Here is a 15,177-nt window from a genome sequence, read left to right on the forward strand (position 1 = left end):
TTAAAACAACTGTCCCTACACTCCTGATAGTTGCAATTTGAAACTACACAAACCGACTTTTCCATGAGCACGTCCTGTACCCCCGAAGTGCAGCATGATCCGCCCACTGACTCGATAGAGCGCAAAGAAATGCCCAGGGGCCTCGTCGCCCTGATGTCGGTGTGTTGTGCGGTGAGCGTTGCCAACGTCTACTACGCCCAGCCGTTGCTCGACGCCATCTCCCACGATTTCCATATTTCTCATTCCGATGTGGGTGGCGTCATAACAGCGACTCAAGTGGGCTGCGCGCTTTCCCTGATGTTTGTCGTGCCGCTCGGCGACCTGATCAACCGCAAGCGGCTTATCGTCTGCCAGCTGGTTTTGCTCGCCATCGCGTGCGTAGCCGTGGCTCTATCAGGATCGCAGCATGCCTTGCTCGCTGGAATGATTGGCGTCGGATTGCTCGGCACGGCAATGACGCAGGTTCTGATCGCATGCGCAGCCGCACTTGCCAACGAAAGCGAGCGCGGCAGAGTAGTCGGCACGGCACAGGGCGGTGTTGTCGTTGGCTTGCTGATGGCTCGATCACTCGCTGGCGTCGTGGCAGATGTGGCTGGCTGGCGAGCCGTCTACCTCGTGTCCGCAGTTTTCGCTGTCGGCATGCTGATTGTGCTTCTTCTCTTTCTACCGACTCCGCGGCCGTCCCGAGTGCAATTGAGCTACGCCGGCCTGCTGCGCTCGATGATCGAACTCCTGCTGCGTGAGCGCGTACTGCAGGTACGAGGTTTCCTCGGTCTTCTCATGTTCGCAGCATTCAGCATTTTCTGGAGTGCACTTGTTCTACCGCTAAGTGCGCCGCCTCATGCAATGTCACATACGGGCATCGGTGCATTCGGTCTGGTCGGGGCACTCGGCGCGATGGCGGCGGCACGTGCCGGGAGCTTGACCGACCGGGGCCACGGTCAGACCACAACGTGCGTCGCGCTAGGTCTTCTCTGCGCGTCATGGCTACCGATCTCGCTTATCGATAAGTCAGTGATCCTATTGATTGTTGGCGTCGTACTTCTTGACATAGGCGGGCAAGCGATACACGTCGTCAACCAGAGCATGATATTCAGCACGCGTCCCGAGGCGCATGCCCGCCTGGTCGGCTGCTACATGCTTTTTTATTCCGCTGGAAGCGGCTTGGGCGCGATATCGTCGACGGTGATTTATTCGCGTGCAGGGTGGCCAGGCGTTTGCGCACTAGGTTTCGTCGTCAGCATGACTGCATTCGCATTCTGGGCAGCGACGGTCCGGCATGCCGGGAGACAAATGCCGCTTGCCGGAACGGCTGTGCCCGTTCCTGTCGAAGCCGGACTGTCGCGGCCTTCGCGACTCGTCGCGAAGGCTCCTGCCCGGCGAAGTACTCGTCAGCCGTGTGGCGGAACCGCCTCGGGATCCATCCACATCACTTCCCAGATATGACCGTCCGGGTCCTCGAAACTGCGACCATACATGAAGCCGAAATCCTGCACAGGCGTAGGGTCTGCCTTGCCGCCGGCATTACTCGCCTTTTCGACAAGGCTGGATACCTGCTCGCGATCATCCGCCGACAGACAGAGCAGCACCTGCGCGTCGGTGTGCGCATCGACAATCCGCTTGCTGGTGAACTGGCGCCACTTGTCGTGTGTGAGAAGCATCGCGAAAATGGTATCGGAGAGCACCATGCACGCTGCGGTATCGTCACTGAATGCGGGATTATTGACCGCGCCAACTGCCGCGTAGAAGGCTTTCGACCGCTCCAGGTCCGTCACTGGCAGATTAACGAAGATCATCTTGGTCATCATTTTTCCTTTGAGATCTAGCCGCGGCAGGATTGCCGCCACCATACATACCGACGAATGACGTGGAGAAGAATCGACGAAAGCCGCGAAGAATTTTTGAACGCGCAACGCGCACTCGGAAATAGCATGTCTGCTTTCGACGGTCTCGCGGATTAGGCCGACGTTGGTTCGACCTCTTACCCCGGCAATAAGCCAACTGCCCTGTAAGTGCCGATCAAGGTGTCGAACAAGGCAATGTCCGCCCGCCCGCGCGCCATCAACTGAGCGCCCGCGACTGCGGCGTAAATCGCGCACGCGCGTTCGCGGCTCCCCTCGCCAGTGACGACGCCAGACGCCTCCAGCGACCGACGGAGCCAGGCCACGTTGACGTCAGCGAAGGCCTGCACTTCCTTTTTGACCGCTTCAGGCAGATCGTCGTATTCCGCGGCCATAAAGCTGCTCAGGCACATGCGGTTGTCGCACTCCAACGACCGGCGAAACGTCTCCGGGTATCGACGCAAACTGACGAGCGGATCGCCTGATGCCGCCGCGAGTTCTTCCAGCGCAGCGGCCGCGTCCTCGTAGTAGCGTCGCGCGACTGCCGCCGCGAGGTCCGCCTTGCTCGCGAAGTGATGGTAAATGCTGGCAGCTTTAATGCCGACGTCCTGCGCCAGGTCCCGAATATTGAGCCCGGTATAGCCGTGCGCCTGCGCCATTCTTGTCGCAGCAGCAAGGATGCGGTCCCCTGAGCTGGTGACGGCTGCAATGGTCACGACGGTCTCCTCAAAAAGTTGTTGACCTGACGCATTGTACCGCCTAAAGTTGCCCCTAACAAACGTTAGGTAGGTAACCCACATGTCGCATCGCAAGAGCGGCATTTTTTTGATAATAGTTTCCTAACTACTGTTAGGTAGTCTCATCCGTTTCCACTCGATCCGTCCCACAACCGCCAAGGAAAAACCATGACCTCCGAACTCCTTTACCTCGATGCCACCCGACTGGCCGAACTGATCCGCACACGCGAAGTCTCGCCCGTCGAGGTCGTGAAGGCACACCTTGACCGCATCGACGCGGTCGATCCGAAAGTCAATGCGATCGTGACGGTCGCGGACGATGCGCTGGAAGCCGCCAGGGCCGCCGAAACGGCAGTGCTGTCGGGCAAGGCGTTGGGGCCGCTGCACGGAGTGCCCTTCACCGCAAAAGATTCGATCGACACGGCGGGCGTGGCTACGCAACGTGGCTCGCCCATCTTTAAAGGACGCGTTCCTGACGCCGACGCAACTAGCGTGGCCCGGCTGAAAAATGCAGGCGGCATCCTTCTCGCAAAAACGAACTTGCCCGAATTCTCGTACTGGATCGAAAGCGACAATCTGCTCAGTGGCCGATCGAATAATCCGTGGGATCTGCAGCGCACTCCGGGCGGCTCCAGCGGCGGCGAATCGGCGGCCATCGCAGCGGGTATGTCGCCGCTGGGGCTCGGCACCGATCTGGCGATCTCTGTGCGCGGACCCGCTGCGCAGACAGGCATCGTGTCGCTAAAGGCGACTCACGGACGCGTGCCCATGACAGGGATCTGGCCGCGCGCCCCACGCCGCTTCTGGCACGTGGGTCCGATGGCTCGCAGCATCCGCGACCTGGCGCTCGCGTTCTCGCAGCTGTCCGGTCCCGATGGGCACGACGCTTTTGCAAGCAGTACCGTCCCGTTCGATGCCGGCGTGGGCCGCTCACCAGACCGTCCGCTGCGAGTGGGCTGGATGGTTGAACCGGGCTTCGGGCCCGTCGATCCGCAAGTCGCGGCAACGGTGCAGGCGGCGGCGGAAGCGCTCAAAAGTTTGGGGCTAGTGGTGGAGCCTGTACGCATTCCTGCCCTCGAGCGTGACTTCGCTCTCGACGTCTTCAACCGCCTGCACGTCATGGAAATGAAGCCGGCCTTTGCGGAAGTGACAGCAGGTCGCGCTGAGGACGAACTCTACAAGATGGCCAAAACGATGCTGGCGCTGCCCGACACTTCGATGAGGGACTACATCGACGCTGAACAGGCCGCCGAGCGTCTGCGAGACGGATACGCCGAATACTTCCGGAATTACGACGCGCTGATTACGCATGTACTTCCGATCCCGGCTCACAAGCACGGCGTGGACACGTTCTCGATCAACGGCCACACAGTGGATGCCACCTATCTTCAGGGCGCAACTGTGCCGTTGAACGTCACGGGCTTGCCCGGCATCTCGATGCGCTTCGGCACGAGCAAGGAGGGCCTGCCGATCAACGTACAGATTGTCGGGAGTTGGCAGGCTGAGTCAACCATTCTTCACGTTGCGTCACTACTCGAATCGGTCAGCCCGGTGCGCGATCTACGTCCGCATATTTGAGGCTTCAGCCCTGCGCAAGCCGGCCATCGCCGCCCTGGATCAAGCGATCAAAGCGGCAAAAGTTTAGACTTCGCATCTGGCCGCAAACATGTACGACGCGCTCGACGGCCCGCAGCAGATCGAGAAATCGGCCTCGCCGATTTGCCTGCCTGAAGCGCGTTCGCCGATGTGCTAAAACCTGCGTGGTCGCTCAACGAACTACTGCTCAAACTGCGGCGCGGCATGGGGCCAACCCGCACTAACTACACTGACTATTGAAACGGGACGATGATGACGATGTCAGAAAATCCAACGATCGCCCTGGTTGGGCCGGGAGCAATCGGCACGACCGTAGCGGCGGCGCTTCATGAAGTCGGACGCACGCCGGCCATTTTCGGCCGCTCGGCGCACGAACAGCTGGAACTGCGCTTCGACGGCGGCCGCATCGCGGTGCCGGGACCTGTGCGCACCAATCCGTCCGAAGTCGACAACACGTTCGACCTGGTTTTTGTCGCGGTGAAGTCAACGCAAATCGACGCAACAGCGCCGTGGCTCTCCGCGTTGTGCAACAAGAACACCGTGGTCTGCGTGCTGCAAAACGGCGTCGAACAGAAAGCGCTTGTCGCGCCGCATGTGCCCGGCAGCCCGGTCTTACCCTCGGTGGTTTGGTTTCCTGCTCAACGCGAACCGGACGCCTCTGTCTGGCTACGCGGCAAAGCTCGCATTACGTTGCCCGACACGCAGGAAAGCAGCCTTGTCCTTTCGGCATTGAGTGGCACACGGTGTTCGGTCGACGTAGCAGCCGATTTCACATCCGTCGCGTGGCGCAAGCTTTTGCAAAATGCTGTCGCAGGTTTAATGGTTCTGGCGGGCCGCCGTGCCGGCATGTACTCACGAGCCGATATCGCCGGCCTGGCTCTCGCCTACTTGCAGGAATGTCTCGAGGTTGCCCGTGCGGAAGGCGCGACACTCGGCGACGAAGTCCCGCAAGAAATCGTCGATGCATTTCGTGGTTATCCGGCCGACCTGGGCACTTCGATCCTCGCCGACCGGGAGGCTGGCCGCCCGCTCGAATGGGACAGCCGGAACGGCGTCGTGCAGCGACGTGCCCGGTCTCACGGTATCGCCACACCGATCAGCGATCTGGTCGTGCCGCTTCTCGCGGCCGCGAGCGACGGACCGGGCTAATACTTCCACGAAGGATGTGACGGCGCGACGGGCCCACTCTCGGACTCATCCGCCAAACAGGTTGTGCCGGATCTGCTTCAAATGTCCGGTCAGCAATTCGCACGCGAGGTCGGCGTCGCGGTCGCGCAGCGCATCGACGATCGCGCGATGCTGCGCCTCATACTCGGCGCGCCGCTCGGCCGTCAGCGACTTGCGTTTGAGCCGGCCCCACTCGCCCTGCTCGCGCACTTCGTTGGTCAGTTCGAGCACGCGCAGAAAGAAGCTGTTATGCGTGGCCAGCGCGAATGTCTTATGCAATTCGCCGTCCCACTTCTCGAACTCTTCGATGCTCTGCGCGGCTTCGGAACGCTCGATGCATTCGACCATCCGCGCGAAATCGGCCGCGGTCGCATAACGCACGATCAAGCCGGGCATCAGCGGTTCGATCAGCAAACGCGCTTCCATCAGCTCGGCGGGACTGGTCTGCACGACCTCTTGTGCGCCATGCATGACCTGCGCGTTCTGCGCTTCCACACGCACCGCCGCTGCGGCGACATCCTTCTGCGGCAGCACGAAAGTGCCGCTTCCGACCACCTGCGTGATGAACCCGCGCCCCTTCAGATCGGCCAGCACGCGCCGCACCGCACCGCGTGACGCGCCGAATTCCTCGCTCAATTCGCGCTCGGCGGGAAGCTTGACGCCCTCTCGCAAACGCCCGGTGCGGATGGCCTCTTCCAGATAGCTCGCAAGCGCACGCGCGCCCTCCGCTCTCACAGAAATCTTGCCGGTCTCAACGTCGCCCATGACTTTCTTCCTTGCCGGTGAAGCCTCTTGCATAGAACCAATTGGTACTTATTTTTGGTTAACCCTGGTTGGTTGTGGTCGCATTTGGTCCTACAGTGACACAAATTCTCACCAACTGGACCTAGATTAAGGGCTCGACATGAAATTGGCAAATTTGCTGGTAAATGGCGCGAAAACCATTGCTGTGGTAGATCCCGAACGGCAACAGTATTGGACCGTAGCGGAATTGAGCGACGGCTTTCGCGGCGATATGATCCAATTGGTACATGACTATTCGTCGATCAGGAGCGCGCTGGTGCCGAAGCACGACGGCCGACCCTTGAGCGGCGTCACGGTTCTGGCGCCGATCGACGAGCCGCGCCGCAACATCTTCTGCGTTGGCAAGAACTATCACGACCATGCGGAAGAGTTCAGCAAATCCGGCTTCGACAAAAGCGCCCAGGCCGGCGAACACATTCCCGAAGCACCGGTCGTCTTCACCAAACCGGCGACGACGGTGATCGGCCCAGGCGACAAGATTCCGCGTCACGCCGCAGTCACGCAGCAACTCGACTACGAGGTCGAGATCGGCGTCGTGATCGGCAAAGCGGGCCGCGGTATCCGCAAGCAGGATGCACTCGCGCACGTGTTCGGCTACACGCTGATCAACGACGTGACCGCGCGCGATCTGCAAAAGCTGCATCGCCAATGGTTCCTCGGCAAATCGCTCGACGGCTTTTGCCCGATGGGCCCGTATCTCGTCACCGCCGACGAACTCGACGCGAACGACATCGACGTGCGCTGCTGGGTCAACGGCGAGCTGCGTCAATCGTCGAACTCGCGGCATCTGATTTTCGACATCCCCACGCTGATCGAAACCATTTCGGCCGGCATCGAACTGCAACCGGGCGACGTGATTGCAACCGGCACGCCGGCGGGCGTCGGCATCGGTTTCAATCCGCCGCGCTTCCTGCAATCCGGCGACGTCGTGCGAATGGAGATTCCGCGCGTCGGCGTCCTTGAAAACGAGGTGGCATAAATGGCAACAACTCTGGTCCAGGGTCTTTACATCGAAACGCAAGGCGACGGCGCGCCCGTCGTGTGCATTCACGGTCTCGGCGGCTCGTCGAATAACTGGACGCCGGTGCTCGGCGCATTCGAAGGCAAGCGGGTGATTCGCATCGACCTTCCCGGCAGCGCGCGCTCGGAACTGCCGGCGCAAAAGCTGTCGATCGACGGGTACGTGGACGTGATCGCCGCCGCGCTGCGCGAGATGAAGATCGAACAGGCGGACGTGGTCGCGCATTCAATGGGCACCATCGTCGCGCAGCATCTTGCGATCAGGCATCCGCAACTGGTGAAAAGCCTCGCGCTGTTCGGGCCGCTGCTCGCGCCGCCCGATGCCGGCCGCGAAGGCATGCGTCAGCGCGCGGCGCTCGCACGCGACAAGGGCGTCGCGGGCTTGCAGGAAATCGCCGACGCGATCGTCAAAGGCGCGACGAGCGACGAGACCAAGGCTCAGCGCCCCGTCACCCTCGCGCTGGTGCGCGAGAGCGTGATGCGCCAGTCGCCGGAAGGCTACGCGCAAAGCTGCGAAGCGTTGGCTGGCGCACAGGCCGCGCCGGTCGAACAGATCAAGGTGCCCACATTGCTCGTCACCGGCGATCAGGACGGCGTGGGCAAGCCCGAAGCCGTGCAGGCGATGGGCGAGCGCATCGCGGGCGCGAAGGTTGTCGTGCTGAGCGGCTGCGGACACTGGACGACGTTCGAAAAGCCCGCGGAATCGCAGGCTCAATTGCAGGCGTTCTACAGCGCCGCCCGCTGATAAAGAAGTGACCGACAAGGTCCAAGCGGGTGATACGTCTTTAGCGAAACATAACCCTTAGGGCGAGATGCGCGCCAGTCGCAGTCCGCCCGCCTGGAGGAGACACATGAGCTCGATCGTATTCACGAACGTAACGGTTTTCGATGGCAGCGGCGCGCAACCCTTCAAAGGCGAAGTGCTCGTCGAAGGTCAACGCATCGCCAAGGTAGGACGCGAAGGCGAGCCGGTCAGCGCGCCGCACGCGCAACGCATCGACGGCAAGGGCGCGTTCCTGATGCCCGGCATGACAGAGGCGCACACGCATTTCTCATGGAACGATCAGCCTTCGCTGTCGGCGATCCAGTTCATGCCGCCGGAAGAACACATGCTGTGGTGCGTGCGCGTCGCCAAACGCTATCTGGAGATGGGCTGGACTTCGGCGCTCGGCGCGGCGGCCGCCAAGCCGCGGCTCGACGTCGTGCTGCGCAACGCGGTCAACGCGGGCGAATTCCCCGGCCCGCGCTATCTGGCCGGCAGCCAGGAGATCACGATACTCGGCGGCCTCGCCGACAACACCCTGCCGCACATGCCGTTCAAGGAACTGAACTTCGGCGCGGTGGTGAGCGGTCCCGAAGAGATGCGCGCCACCACGCGCATGTTCGTCAAGTACGGCGTCGATCATCTGAAGATCAATCTGTCCGGCGAGTACATTGCCGGGATTTCGGCGGAATCGTCGCCATTCTCCGAAGAAGAAATCGCCATGCTCGCCGCCGAGGCGAAACGTGCAGGCAAGCGCGTCGCCGCGCATGCGCGTTCGAGCGAGTCGGTCAAGCAATGCGTGCGTCACGGGCTGGAACTGATCTTCCACGCAAGCTTCGCGGACGAAGAAGCGCTCGACATGCTCGAAGCGAACAAGGACAAGCACTTCGTCGCGCCGGGAATCGGCTGGCTGATCAGCACGCTGTATCACGCCGAACCGTGGGGCATCAGCGAAGCGGCCGCCACGCAGATGGGCTATAAACGCGAGCTCGAAACCGCGGCGATCACGCTGCAGAAGATGCACAAGCGCGGCATCCGCATCCTGCCCGGCGGCGACTACGGCTTCGCATGGATGCCGCACGGCACGAATGCGCGGGACCTCGAATACTTCGTGAAATACATCGGCATGACGCCGATGGAAGTGCTGTTGGCGGCCACCCGATATGGCGGTGAACTGATGATGCGGCCGCATGAACTCGGCCAGATTCGCGAGGGATATCTGGCTGACATCCTGCTCGTCAATGGCGATCCGCTGAAGGACCTGGCCGTGCTGCAGGACCCGCAAAAAATCACGCTCGTGATGAAGGACGGCGAGATCTTCAAGACCTCGCACGACGTCGTGCCGCCGCACGGCGAACTGCATGCGGGCGCGCCGTTGCCGGCCGATGCCGGCGTCGCGCAGACGACTCACGCGCCGGTTCACTGAGCGGCGCGGACTTCGGCGCGGGTGCGGGCACATCAAAACAGCAACCCCTGTTCACGGGACGGGAGACAGCATGAAATCGCTTGCTCTGCTCGCCGCTTGCGCGGCGAGCTTCGTGTGCGCGTCGGCCTGGGCCGCCGCGCCGGATATCGGTTTATCGAACGGTTATTTCGGAACCGAATGGCGCAACCAGATGGTCGACGGCGCCAAGGAACAGTTTCAGACCTACAAGTCCAAGGGTCTCGCGGGCAATCTCGTGATCCAGCAATCGGGGACGAACACGGGCCAGCAAATCCAGGACATGCGCAACATGATCCGCCAGAAAACCGGCGCGATCATGGTCGACGCGAATTCGGCCACCGCGCTGAACGGCGTGATTTCCGAAGCGCAGCGTAGCAAGATCCCGGTCGTTTCGTTTGATCAGGCCGTGTCGAACAAATACGCGGTGAACGTCACCGTCGATCACTACAAGTGGGGTCAGCGCTACGCCGAGTGGATCGTGCAGCAATTGAACGGCAAGGGTAACGTCGTGGTTCTCGACGGCATTCCCGGTCATCCGGCAGCCGAAGCGCGCAAGAAAGCGGCGCTCGACACCTTCGCGAAGTATCCCGGCATCAAGGTCGTGTGGTCCGGTTACGGCGAGTGGGACGAAGCGAAGGCGCAGGCGGTGATGGCAACGGTGATCGCCGCGCAACCGAAAATCGACGCGGTCTTTACCGAAGACGCGATGGCGCTCGGCGTGCTGCGTGCGTTCGAGAACGCGAACCGGCGCGTCGCGGTGATGACCGGCGAAGCGCAGAAAGGCTTCCTCCAGGAATGGAAGAAGCAGCGCGACGCGGGCAATCCGATGAAGGTGTTCGTGCAGGTGAATCCACCCGACATCAGCCGGACCGCGCTCGGCATCGCGGTGCGGCTCGCGCAGGGCCACAAGCTCAAGCCGCTGCCGGATAACACCTACTACTTCCCGATCACGAAGACGGTCACCGCGGACACGCTGGACGCCACGCTCGCGTCGATGAACGGCAAGCCCGACAGCTATTTTCTGGGGCAATGGCTGAGCGAGCCGGAGCTCGACGCGCTCTTCACGCCCTGACGGAACGCGCATGCCTTTACTGACTGCCACAGGAATTACGCGGCGCTATGGCGGCGTGGTCGCGCTCGATAACGTCAGCATCGAAGTGAACGCCGGTGAAGTGCTCGGTTTGCTCGGCGCGAACGGCTCGGGCAAGTCGACGCTGTCGAGCATTCTCGCCGGCGACAATCGGCCCGACGCGGGCACGCTTTCGCTCGGCTCGCATCGTCTGCCGCCCGGCGAGCCGCGTGCGGCTCGCGCGGCGGGCATTGCGATCGCGCATCAGCATCCGGGGCTCGCGCCCGATCTGCCGGTCTGGGAGAACGTGTTTCTCGGCGCGGAAATGTGCCGGCGTGGGCGCTTTCTCAATCGCACGGCGGCAAGGCGGCGCGCGGCGCAGTTGCTCGCGAGCCTGCGTGCCGGCTGGAACCTGGACCTTCCCGCGGGGCAACTCTCCGTCGCGGATCGGCAGCTCGTTGAAATAGCCAAGGCGCTGGCGCTCGAACCGCGTGTTCTGATCTTCGACGAACCGACGGCCGCGCTCGCCGCCGCCGAAGTCGACAGCCTGATGCGCGTGATCCGCGCACTGGCCGCGCGCGGTACAGCGATCGTGTTCATCTCGCATCGAATGGCGGAGATTCAGGCGCTGTGCGATCGCGTGATGGTGTTGTGCAACGGAAGGCATGCCGGTGAAATGCCGGTGCAAGGCAAGCTCGACGAAGCGCGCGTGCTTGCGTGGATGGGCGGCGCAACTGCTGCGGATATGCACGGTGAAAGTGCGGCCGCTCGCCGGCATTCGCAACACAGTCCGCGCATGAGTGCCGTGATTACAGCTAGCGCGCCCAACGACATCAGCCCTATCGCGTTGAGCGCGCGTGGCCTGCGCGCCGGCGCCCGCCTGCGCGGCGTGGACTTCGAATTGCGGCAAGGCGAAATACTCGGCGTGGCCGGACTGCAAGGACACGGGCAGGAAGAATTGCTCGATGCGCTCGCCGGATATCGCAAGCTCGATGATGGCGAGATAACGCTCGACGGCGCACCGATCGCTGTCCGCTCGCCGCGTCAGATGATCGACGCGGGCGTGTGTCTGGTGCCGAACGATCGTCATCGGCAGGGACTGTGGCTCGATCATTCGGTCGAGTTCAATCTCGCGCAAGTGGCGGCCAATTTTCAGCGCGAGCCGTGGCGTTTGCGAAGTGCTTCCATTCGCCAGTTGGTCGATTTTGCCGTGAAGCGGCTGCGGATCAAGACGTCCGACGCGCGACAACCCGTGCGTGCGCTGTCGGGCGGCAATCAGCAAAAGGTCGTGATAGGCCGCTGGCTCGATCGCCGAATCAAGGTGCTGCTGCTGAGCGATCCGACCAAGGGCGTCGATGTGATCGCGCGCAAGGAAATCTACGAAGCGATCGGCGCGCTGACCGAAGCGGGCGCCGCCGCGATCGTCTACGCATCCGACACCGATGAACTGCTCGCCGTTTGCGACCGCCTGATCGTGATGTACGAAGGCCGCGTGGTCGCGCAACTCGAAGGACCCGACATGAACGAAGCCCGCGTCACGAGCGCGCTGTTCGGCAGGAGCGCCGCATGAAAGCCGGCCTGACCGAACGACTTCAGCCTGCGCGCGAGCAGCCCGTCCACGGTTTGCGTCAATGCATCCACGCGATCACGTCACGCAACAGCAGCGCGTTGCCGGGCGTCGCGATGCTGCTGATCGTGCTGGCCTGCAATGCGTTTCTTCAACCTGATTTTTTCAGCGCCGATTCGCTGTCGAGCAATCTGCAAAACGCGGCGCCCGTGATTCTCGTCTGCATGGCGCAGGCGGTGATCGTGCTGCTCGGCGAGCTGGATCTTTCAGTGGGGTCCGGGATCTCGCTGATCAATTGCGTGCTCGCCGCAGTGCCGTCGCTCACCGGCTGGGGCACGGCGGCGACCTGCGTCGCGGCGCTTGTCATCGCGGTTGCGGCGGGTGTCTGCAACGGCTTGCTGGTCGGCTACCTGCGGCAAAGCGCGCTGATCGCGACCTTTGCCACCGGCGCGATCTGGTTCGGCGGCGCCCTGCTGCTGATGCCGCAGCCCGGCGGCGCAGTGCCCGAAATACTCGGCGAGTGGTTTGCGATGCACGTCGGCGTGTTTCCGCTTGCGGCCATTCCGGTGCTCGCGGCGTGCGCGTTGTGGGCACTGCTGCAACGTCATCGCTTCGGACGCCGATTGATCGCGACCGGCAGTTCGGCGGATGCGGTGTTCAAGTCCGGCGTCGATACGCGGCTTGTCAAGCTGCTCGGCTATGTGCTCGCGTGGCTGTTCGTGTTCGGCGCGGCGCTTTGCATCTCCGCGCAAACCTCGTCGGGCGATGCGCGCCTCGGCTTGCCGTACACGTTGAATTCGGTGGCAGCGGTCGTGATCGGCGGGATTTCGCTCGCGGGCGGACGCGGCTCGATGCTCGGCGCGATCTGCGGCGCGCTGGTGCTCGTGCTGATCGGCAACGTCGTCTACTTCGCGGGCATTCCGAGCAACTATCAGGAAGTGTTCAAGGGCGCGGTGATTCTGCTCGCGCTCGGTTGCACTTTCATCGGCGCGAGGAAACCGGCATGAGCGCGACGCTGACTTCCCGGCGCATGTTGTTGCTGGTGCTCGTCGTTCTCGTGATGGTCGGCGGACAGTGGGCGGTGCCCGGCTTTACGAACGCGGACCAGTTGGGCAACCAGTTGAAGATTGCCACTTTCCTCGGCCTCTTCGGCATCTCGCAGACGCTCGCGATGATGGCCGGCGGCCAGGGGCTCGACCTGTCGGTCGGCGCCGTCGCGACGTTGGGCGGGATCATCGGCGCGGCCGTAATCAATGTGGGGCCGGCGGGTTTGCCCGTTGGCTTGCCGCTCGCGTTTTTTGCGGCGGCGTTGTGCGGCGCGGTGGTCGGTGTGGTCAACGGTTGCGGAATCACGATATTCAAAGTGCCGCCGCTGGTGATGACGCTCGCAATGGCGAGTCTGGTCGACGGCGGTTTGATCGTGTGGTCGTCGCTCATGCATGTGAATACCGCGGCCAGTGCGACGCTCGTTGCGCTCGCCGGACGTAGCGTGGCAGGCGTACCGACCGTCGCCGTGTTGTGGCTCGTCGCCGGCACTGCGGTCTGGTGGTTTCTAGATCGCTCCGCATGGGGACGCCGCCTGATGGCGACCGGCGCGAATCCCACCGCCGCCCTGCTCACCGGCACTCGCGTGCGAGCGGTGCGCATCGCGGCTTATACGGCGAGCGCGATGATTGCCGCGCTGACCGGCGTGCTGCTGGTGGGCTACGTCGGCCAGGCGTTTCTCGGACTCGGCAGCGGCTATGTGCTGACGAGTGTCGTGGTGGCGGTGATCGGCGGCGTGTCGCTGGGCGGCGGACGCGGCGATTACATCGCGGTGGCGATTGCCGCGCTGTTCATCACCGCGCTGACCAGTTTGCTGACCGCGCTGCAGATCGGCGAGGCCGGACGTCAGTGCATCTTCGGCGCGACGCTGATCGTGTTTCTGACGATGAACGGCTGGTCGGTCGGACGTCGGGCGATGGCGGCTTGATGCGGGCATCGTCCTGCGGGTAATGCAGCGCTTTTCTGGAGGCGCTCTGCGGCCAATACCACATCCATCACCGCAGCGTTTGGAGAAACCGGCCCACACATTTAAGGCACGTAGGGTCGCTCACAACCATTCACCGAACCAGGCTGCGCCCGCAGTCGCAACCAGGACTAAAAAGCGCGCGAAAAAAAGCCCGCCGGGTGGAGTGGCCGGCGAGCCCTTAGATCCAAACCTCGGTGACAAGTCCAGAGGGTTCGGAAGGATAACGAACTAGGGTGGCTGGATCAACCGCTTGGTCCTGCCACTACGCTCCCCTTGTTATGAAACGGTCAACGAGACAGCGCGCGCTATCCTGTCGACGACGCTTGCCGCCCCCGACGCTGCGGAAAGCCCGCGTCACGCGATCGGGCTCCGATCCCTGGGCGCAACGCTCAATGCCTCGCACTCATGCCCTGGCGAACTGCAGGCCGCCGAAATTCTGGATCGTCGGAATCTCGACCTTCGTGTACGTGTCGATCTGCGTGACCGGTGCGACGACGATAGCAGGGCTGGCGAAGCCGCCGCCATAGGCAGCATTGAAGTTGCCGAAGTTGAAGTTGCTGCCGCCGCGTACAGCGCACAGGGCCTTGGCGGACAGGTGTTCGGTATGGGCGATGTCTTTGATGGTGAGCGAGGTCATGGTAGGTCTCCTGGAGCTGTTTCTCTGTTTCGGTTTGGAAGTACGGTCGGCGTGCCGTCAGGGAGAGCGCTGCTCTCCCTGACGCTTAACTCACGCCTTGGCGAACTGGAAGCCGCCGAAGTTCTGGATCGTCGGGATCTCGACCTTCGTGTACGTGTCGGTCTGCGTGACCGGTGCCACGACGACGCCCGGGCTGGCGAAGCCGCCGCCATAGGCAGCATTGAGGTTGCCGGCGTTGTAGTTGCTGCCGCCGCGTACAGCGGACAGAGCCTTGGCGGACAGGTCTTCGGTGCGGGCGATGTCTTTGATGGTCAGTGAGGTCATGGTAAGTCTCCTGGAGCTGTTTCTTTGTTTCGGGTTGGAAGTACGTTTGGCGAGCTAGGGGGAGAGCGCCGCTCTCCCCGGCGCTTAACTCACGCCTTCGCGAACTGGAAGCCGCCGAAATTCTGGATCGTCGGGATCTCGACCTTCGTGTACGTGTCGGTCTGCGTGACCGGTGCCACGACGACGCCCGGGCTGGC

15 protein-coding genes are annotated in these 15,177 nt (G+C 62.6%); 10 read left to right on the forward strand and 5 right to left on the reverse strand.

Annotated elements, in window-relative coordinates; translation table 11 throughout:
- Nucleotides 1–63: 63 nt before the first annotated feature.
- Entirely contained in the window at nucleotides 64–1,446 is a 1,383-nt protein-coding gene (locus AB6809_RS26110) for an MFS transporter (protein ID WP_371027472.1), read from the forward strand.
- On the opposite strand, the gene AB6809_RS26115 is transcribed toward AB6809_RS26110, so the two are convergent.
- Nucleotides 1,392–1,805, reverse strand: a complete 414-nt coding sequence (locus AB6809_RS26115) for a VOC family protein (protein ID WP_053860889.1) — start codon at nucleotides 1,803–1,805, stop codon at nucleotides 1,392–1,394. The two genes, AB6809_RS26110 and AB6809_RS26115, sit on opposite strands and share 55 nt — an antisense overlap.
- 176 nt (nucleotides 1,806–1,981) lie before the next feature.
- Nucleotides 1,982–2,557 (reverse strand): TetR/AcrR family transcriptional regulator, encoded by a 576-nt coding sequence (locus AB6809_RS26120; RefSeq protein ID WP_371027473.1) that lies wholly within the window; start codon nucleotides 2,555–2,557, stop codon nucleotides 1,982–1,984.
- A gap of 189 nt (nucleotides 2,558–2,746) precedes the next feature.
- Here AB6809_RS26120 and AB6809_RS26125 point away from each other — a divergent pair, with 189 nt between their 5' ends.
- Together AB6809_RS26125 and AB6809_RS26130 are read left to right on the forward strand one after the other, a co-directional pair.
- Nucleotides 2,747–4,156 (forward strand): amidase, encoded by a 1,410-nt coding sequence (locus AB6809_RS26125; RefSeq protein WP_310031897.1) that lies wholly within the window; start codon nucleotides 2,747–2,749, stop codon nucleotides 4,154–4,156.
- A gap of 270 nt (nucleotides 4,157–4,426) precedes the next feature.
- Nucleotides 4,427–5,323 (forward strand): oxidoreductase, encoded by an 897-nt coding sequence (locus AB6809_RS26130; protein WP_310035248.1) that lies wholly within the window; start codon nucleotides 4,427–4,429, stop codon nucleotides 5,321–5,323.
- Nucleotides 5,324–5,368: 45 nt separating this feature from the next.
- Here the strand turns inward: AB6809_RS26130 and AB6809_RS26135 are convergent, their stop codons facing one another.
- Nucleotides 5,369–6,106, reverse strand: coding sequence for an FCD domain-containing protein (locus AB6809_RS26135; protein ID WP_310031900.1), 738 nt, complete (start codon nucleotides 6,104–6,106; stop codon nucleotides 5,369–5,371).
- A 139-nt stretch (nucleotides 6,107–6,245) separates the two neighbouring features.
- On the opposite strand from AB6809_RS26135, the gene AB6809_RS26140 reads away from it, so the two are divergent.
- The 7 genes from AB6809_RS26140 to AB6809_RS26170 all read left to right on the forward strand — a co-directional run bounded on the left by AB6809_RS26140 (nucleotide 6,246) and on the right by AB6809_RS26170 (nucleotide 13,980).
- Entirely contained in the window at nucleotides 6,246–7,124 is an 879-nt protein-coding gene (locus tag AB6809_RS26140) for a fumarylacetoacetate hydrolase family protein (protein ID WP_371027474.1), read from the forward strand.
- On the forward strand, nucleotides 7,125–7,910 hold the full coding sequence (locus AB6809_RS26145) for an alpha/beta fold hydrolase (RefSeq protein ID WP_006050392.1): 786 nt from the start codon (nucleotides 7,125–7,127) through the stop codon (nucleotides 7,908–7,910).
- A gap of 106 nt (nucleotides 7,911–8,016) precedes the next feature.
- Nucleotides 8,017–9,354: an amidohydrolase family protein gene (locus AB6809_RS26150; protein WP_053860531.1), complete on the forward strand. Its 1,338-nt coding sequence runs from the start codon at nucleotides 8,017–8,019 to the stop codon at nucleotides 9,352–9,354.
- Nucleotides 9,355–9,424: 70 nt separating this feature from the next.
- Entirely contained in the window at nucleotides 9,425–10,444 is a 1,020-nt protein-coding gene (locus tag AB6809_RS26155; RefSeq protein ID WP_006050394.1) for an ABC transporter substrate-binding protein, read from the forward strand.
- A gap of 10 nt (nucleotides 10,445–10,454) precedes the next feature.
- The gene (locus tag AB6809_RS26160; protein WP_371027475.1) at nucleotides 10,455–12,011 is read left to right on the forward strand and encodes a sugar ABC transporter ATP-binding protein; all 1,557 of its coding nucleotides are present in this window, start codon (nucleotides 10,455–10,457) and stop codon (nucleotides 12,009–12,011) included.
- Nucleotides 12,008–13,015 carry an ABC transporter permease gene (locus AB6809_RS26165; protein WP_371027476.1) on the forward strand — a complete coding sequence of 336 codons (1,008 nt, stop codon included), beginning with the start codon at nucleotides 12,008–12,010 and terminating at the stop codon, nucleotides 13,013–13,015. The genes AB6809_RS26160 and AB6809_RS26165 overlap by 4 nt, the downstream gene beginning before the upstream one ends.
- Nucleotides 13,012–13,980 (forward strand): ABC transporter permease, encoded by a 969-nt coding sequence (locus AB6809_RS26170; RefSeq protein WP_371027477.1) that lies wholly within the window; start codon nucleotides 13,012–13,014, stop codon nucleotides 13,978–13,980. Before AB6809_RS26165 ends, AB6809_RS26170 begins: the two co-directional genes overlap by 4 nt.
- A 442-nt stretch (nucleotides 13,981–14,422) precedes the next feature.
- Here AB6809_RS26170 and AB6809_RS26175 read toward each other — a convergent pair whose 3' ends face one another.
- Together AB6809_RS26175 and AB6809_RS26180 are read right to left on the reverse strand one after the other, a co-directional pair.
- Nucleotides 14,423–14,656, reverse strand: coding sequence for a hypothetical protein (locus AB6809_RS26175; protein WP_029968918.1), 234 nt, complete (start codon nucleotides 14,654–14,656; stop codon nucleotides 14,423–14,425).
- A 90-nt stretch (nucleotides 14,657–14,746) separates the two neighbouring features.
- Entirely contained in the window at nucleotides 14,747–14,980 is a 234-nt protein-coding gene (locus tag AB6809_RS26180) for a hypothetical protein (RefSeq protein WP_006050400.1), read from the reverse strand.
- Nucleotides 14,981–15,177 lie beyond the last annotated feature (197 nt).

It is taken from the genome of Paraburkholderia sp. RCC_158 (assembly GCF_041355255.1).
GTDB classification, from domain to species: domain Bacteria; phylum Pseudomonadota; class Gammaproteobacteria; order Burkholderiales; family Burkholderiaceae; genus Paraburkholderia; species Paraburkholderia graminis.

What these genes read in the sequence shown, in the direction of transcription:
- AB6809_RS26110 (WP_371027472.1), top strand. Translation starts at nt 64, where the DNA reads ATGAGCACGTCCTGTACCCCCGAAGTGCAGCATGATCCGCCCACTGAC.
- AB6809_RS26115 (WP_053860889.1), bottom strand. Translation starts at nt 1,805, where the DNA reads ATGACCAAGATGATCTTCGTTAATCTGCCAGTGACGGACCTGGAGCGG.
- AB6809_RS26125 (WP_310031897.1), top strand. Translation starts at nt 2,747, where the DNA reads ATGACCTCCGAACTCCTTTACCTCGATGCCACCCGACTGGCCGAACTG.
- AB6809_RS26130 (WP_310035248.1), top strand. Translation starts at nt 4,427, where the DNA reads ATGACGATGTCAGAAAATCCAACGATCGCCCTGGTTGGGCCGGGAGCA.
- AB6809_RS26135 (WP_310031900.1), bottom strand. Translation starts at nt 6,106, where the DNA reads ATGGGCGACGTTGAGACCGGCAAGATTTCTGTGAGAGCGGAGGGCGCG.
- AB6809_RS26140 (WP_371027474.1), top strand. Translation starts at nt 6,246, where the DNA reads ATGAAATTGGCAAATTTGCTGGTAAATGGCGCGAAAACCATTGCTGTG.
- AB6809_RS26145 (WP_006050392.1), top strand. Translation starts at nt 7,125, where the DNA reads ATGGCAACAACTCTGGTCCAGGGTCTTTACATCGAAACGCAAGGCGAC.
- AB6809_RS26150 (WP_053860531.1), top strand. Translation starts at nt 8,017, where the DNA reads ATGAGCTCGATCGTATTCACGAACGTAACGGTTTTCGATGGCAGCGGC.
- AB6809_RS26155 (WP_006050394.1), top strand. Translation starts at nt 9,425, where the DNA reads ATGAAATCGCTTGCTCTGCTCGCCGCTTGCGCGGCGAGCTTCGTGTGC.
- AB6809_RS26160 (WP_371027475.1), top strand. Translation starts at nt 10,455, where the DNA reads ATGCCTTTACTGACTGCCACAGGAATTACGCGGCGCTATGGCGGCGTG.
- AB6809_RS26165 (WP_371027476.1), top strand. Translation starts at nt 12,008, where the DNA reads ATGAAAGCCGGCCTGACCGAACGACTTCAGCCTGCGCGCGAGCAGCCC.
- AB6809_RS26170 (WP_371027477.1), top strand. Translation starts at nt 13,012, where the DNA reads ATGAGCGCGACGCTGACTTCCCGGCGCATGTTGTTGCTGGTGCTCGTC.
- AB6809_RS26175 (WP_029968918.1), bottom strand. Translation starts at nt 14,656, where the DNA reads ATGACCTCGCTCACCATCAAAGACATCGCCCATACCGAACACCTGTCC.
- AB6809_RS26180 (WP_006050400.1), bottom strand. Translation starts at nt 14,980, where the DNA reads ATGACCTCACTGACCATCAAAGACATCGCCCGCACCGAAGACCTGTCC.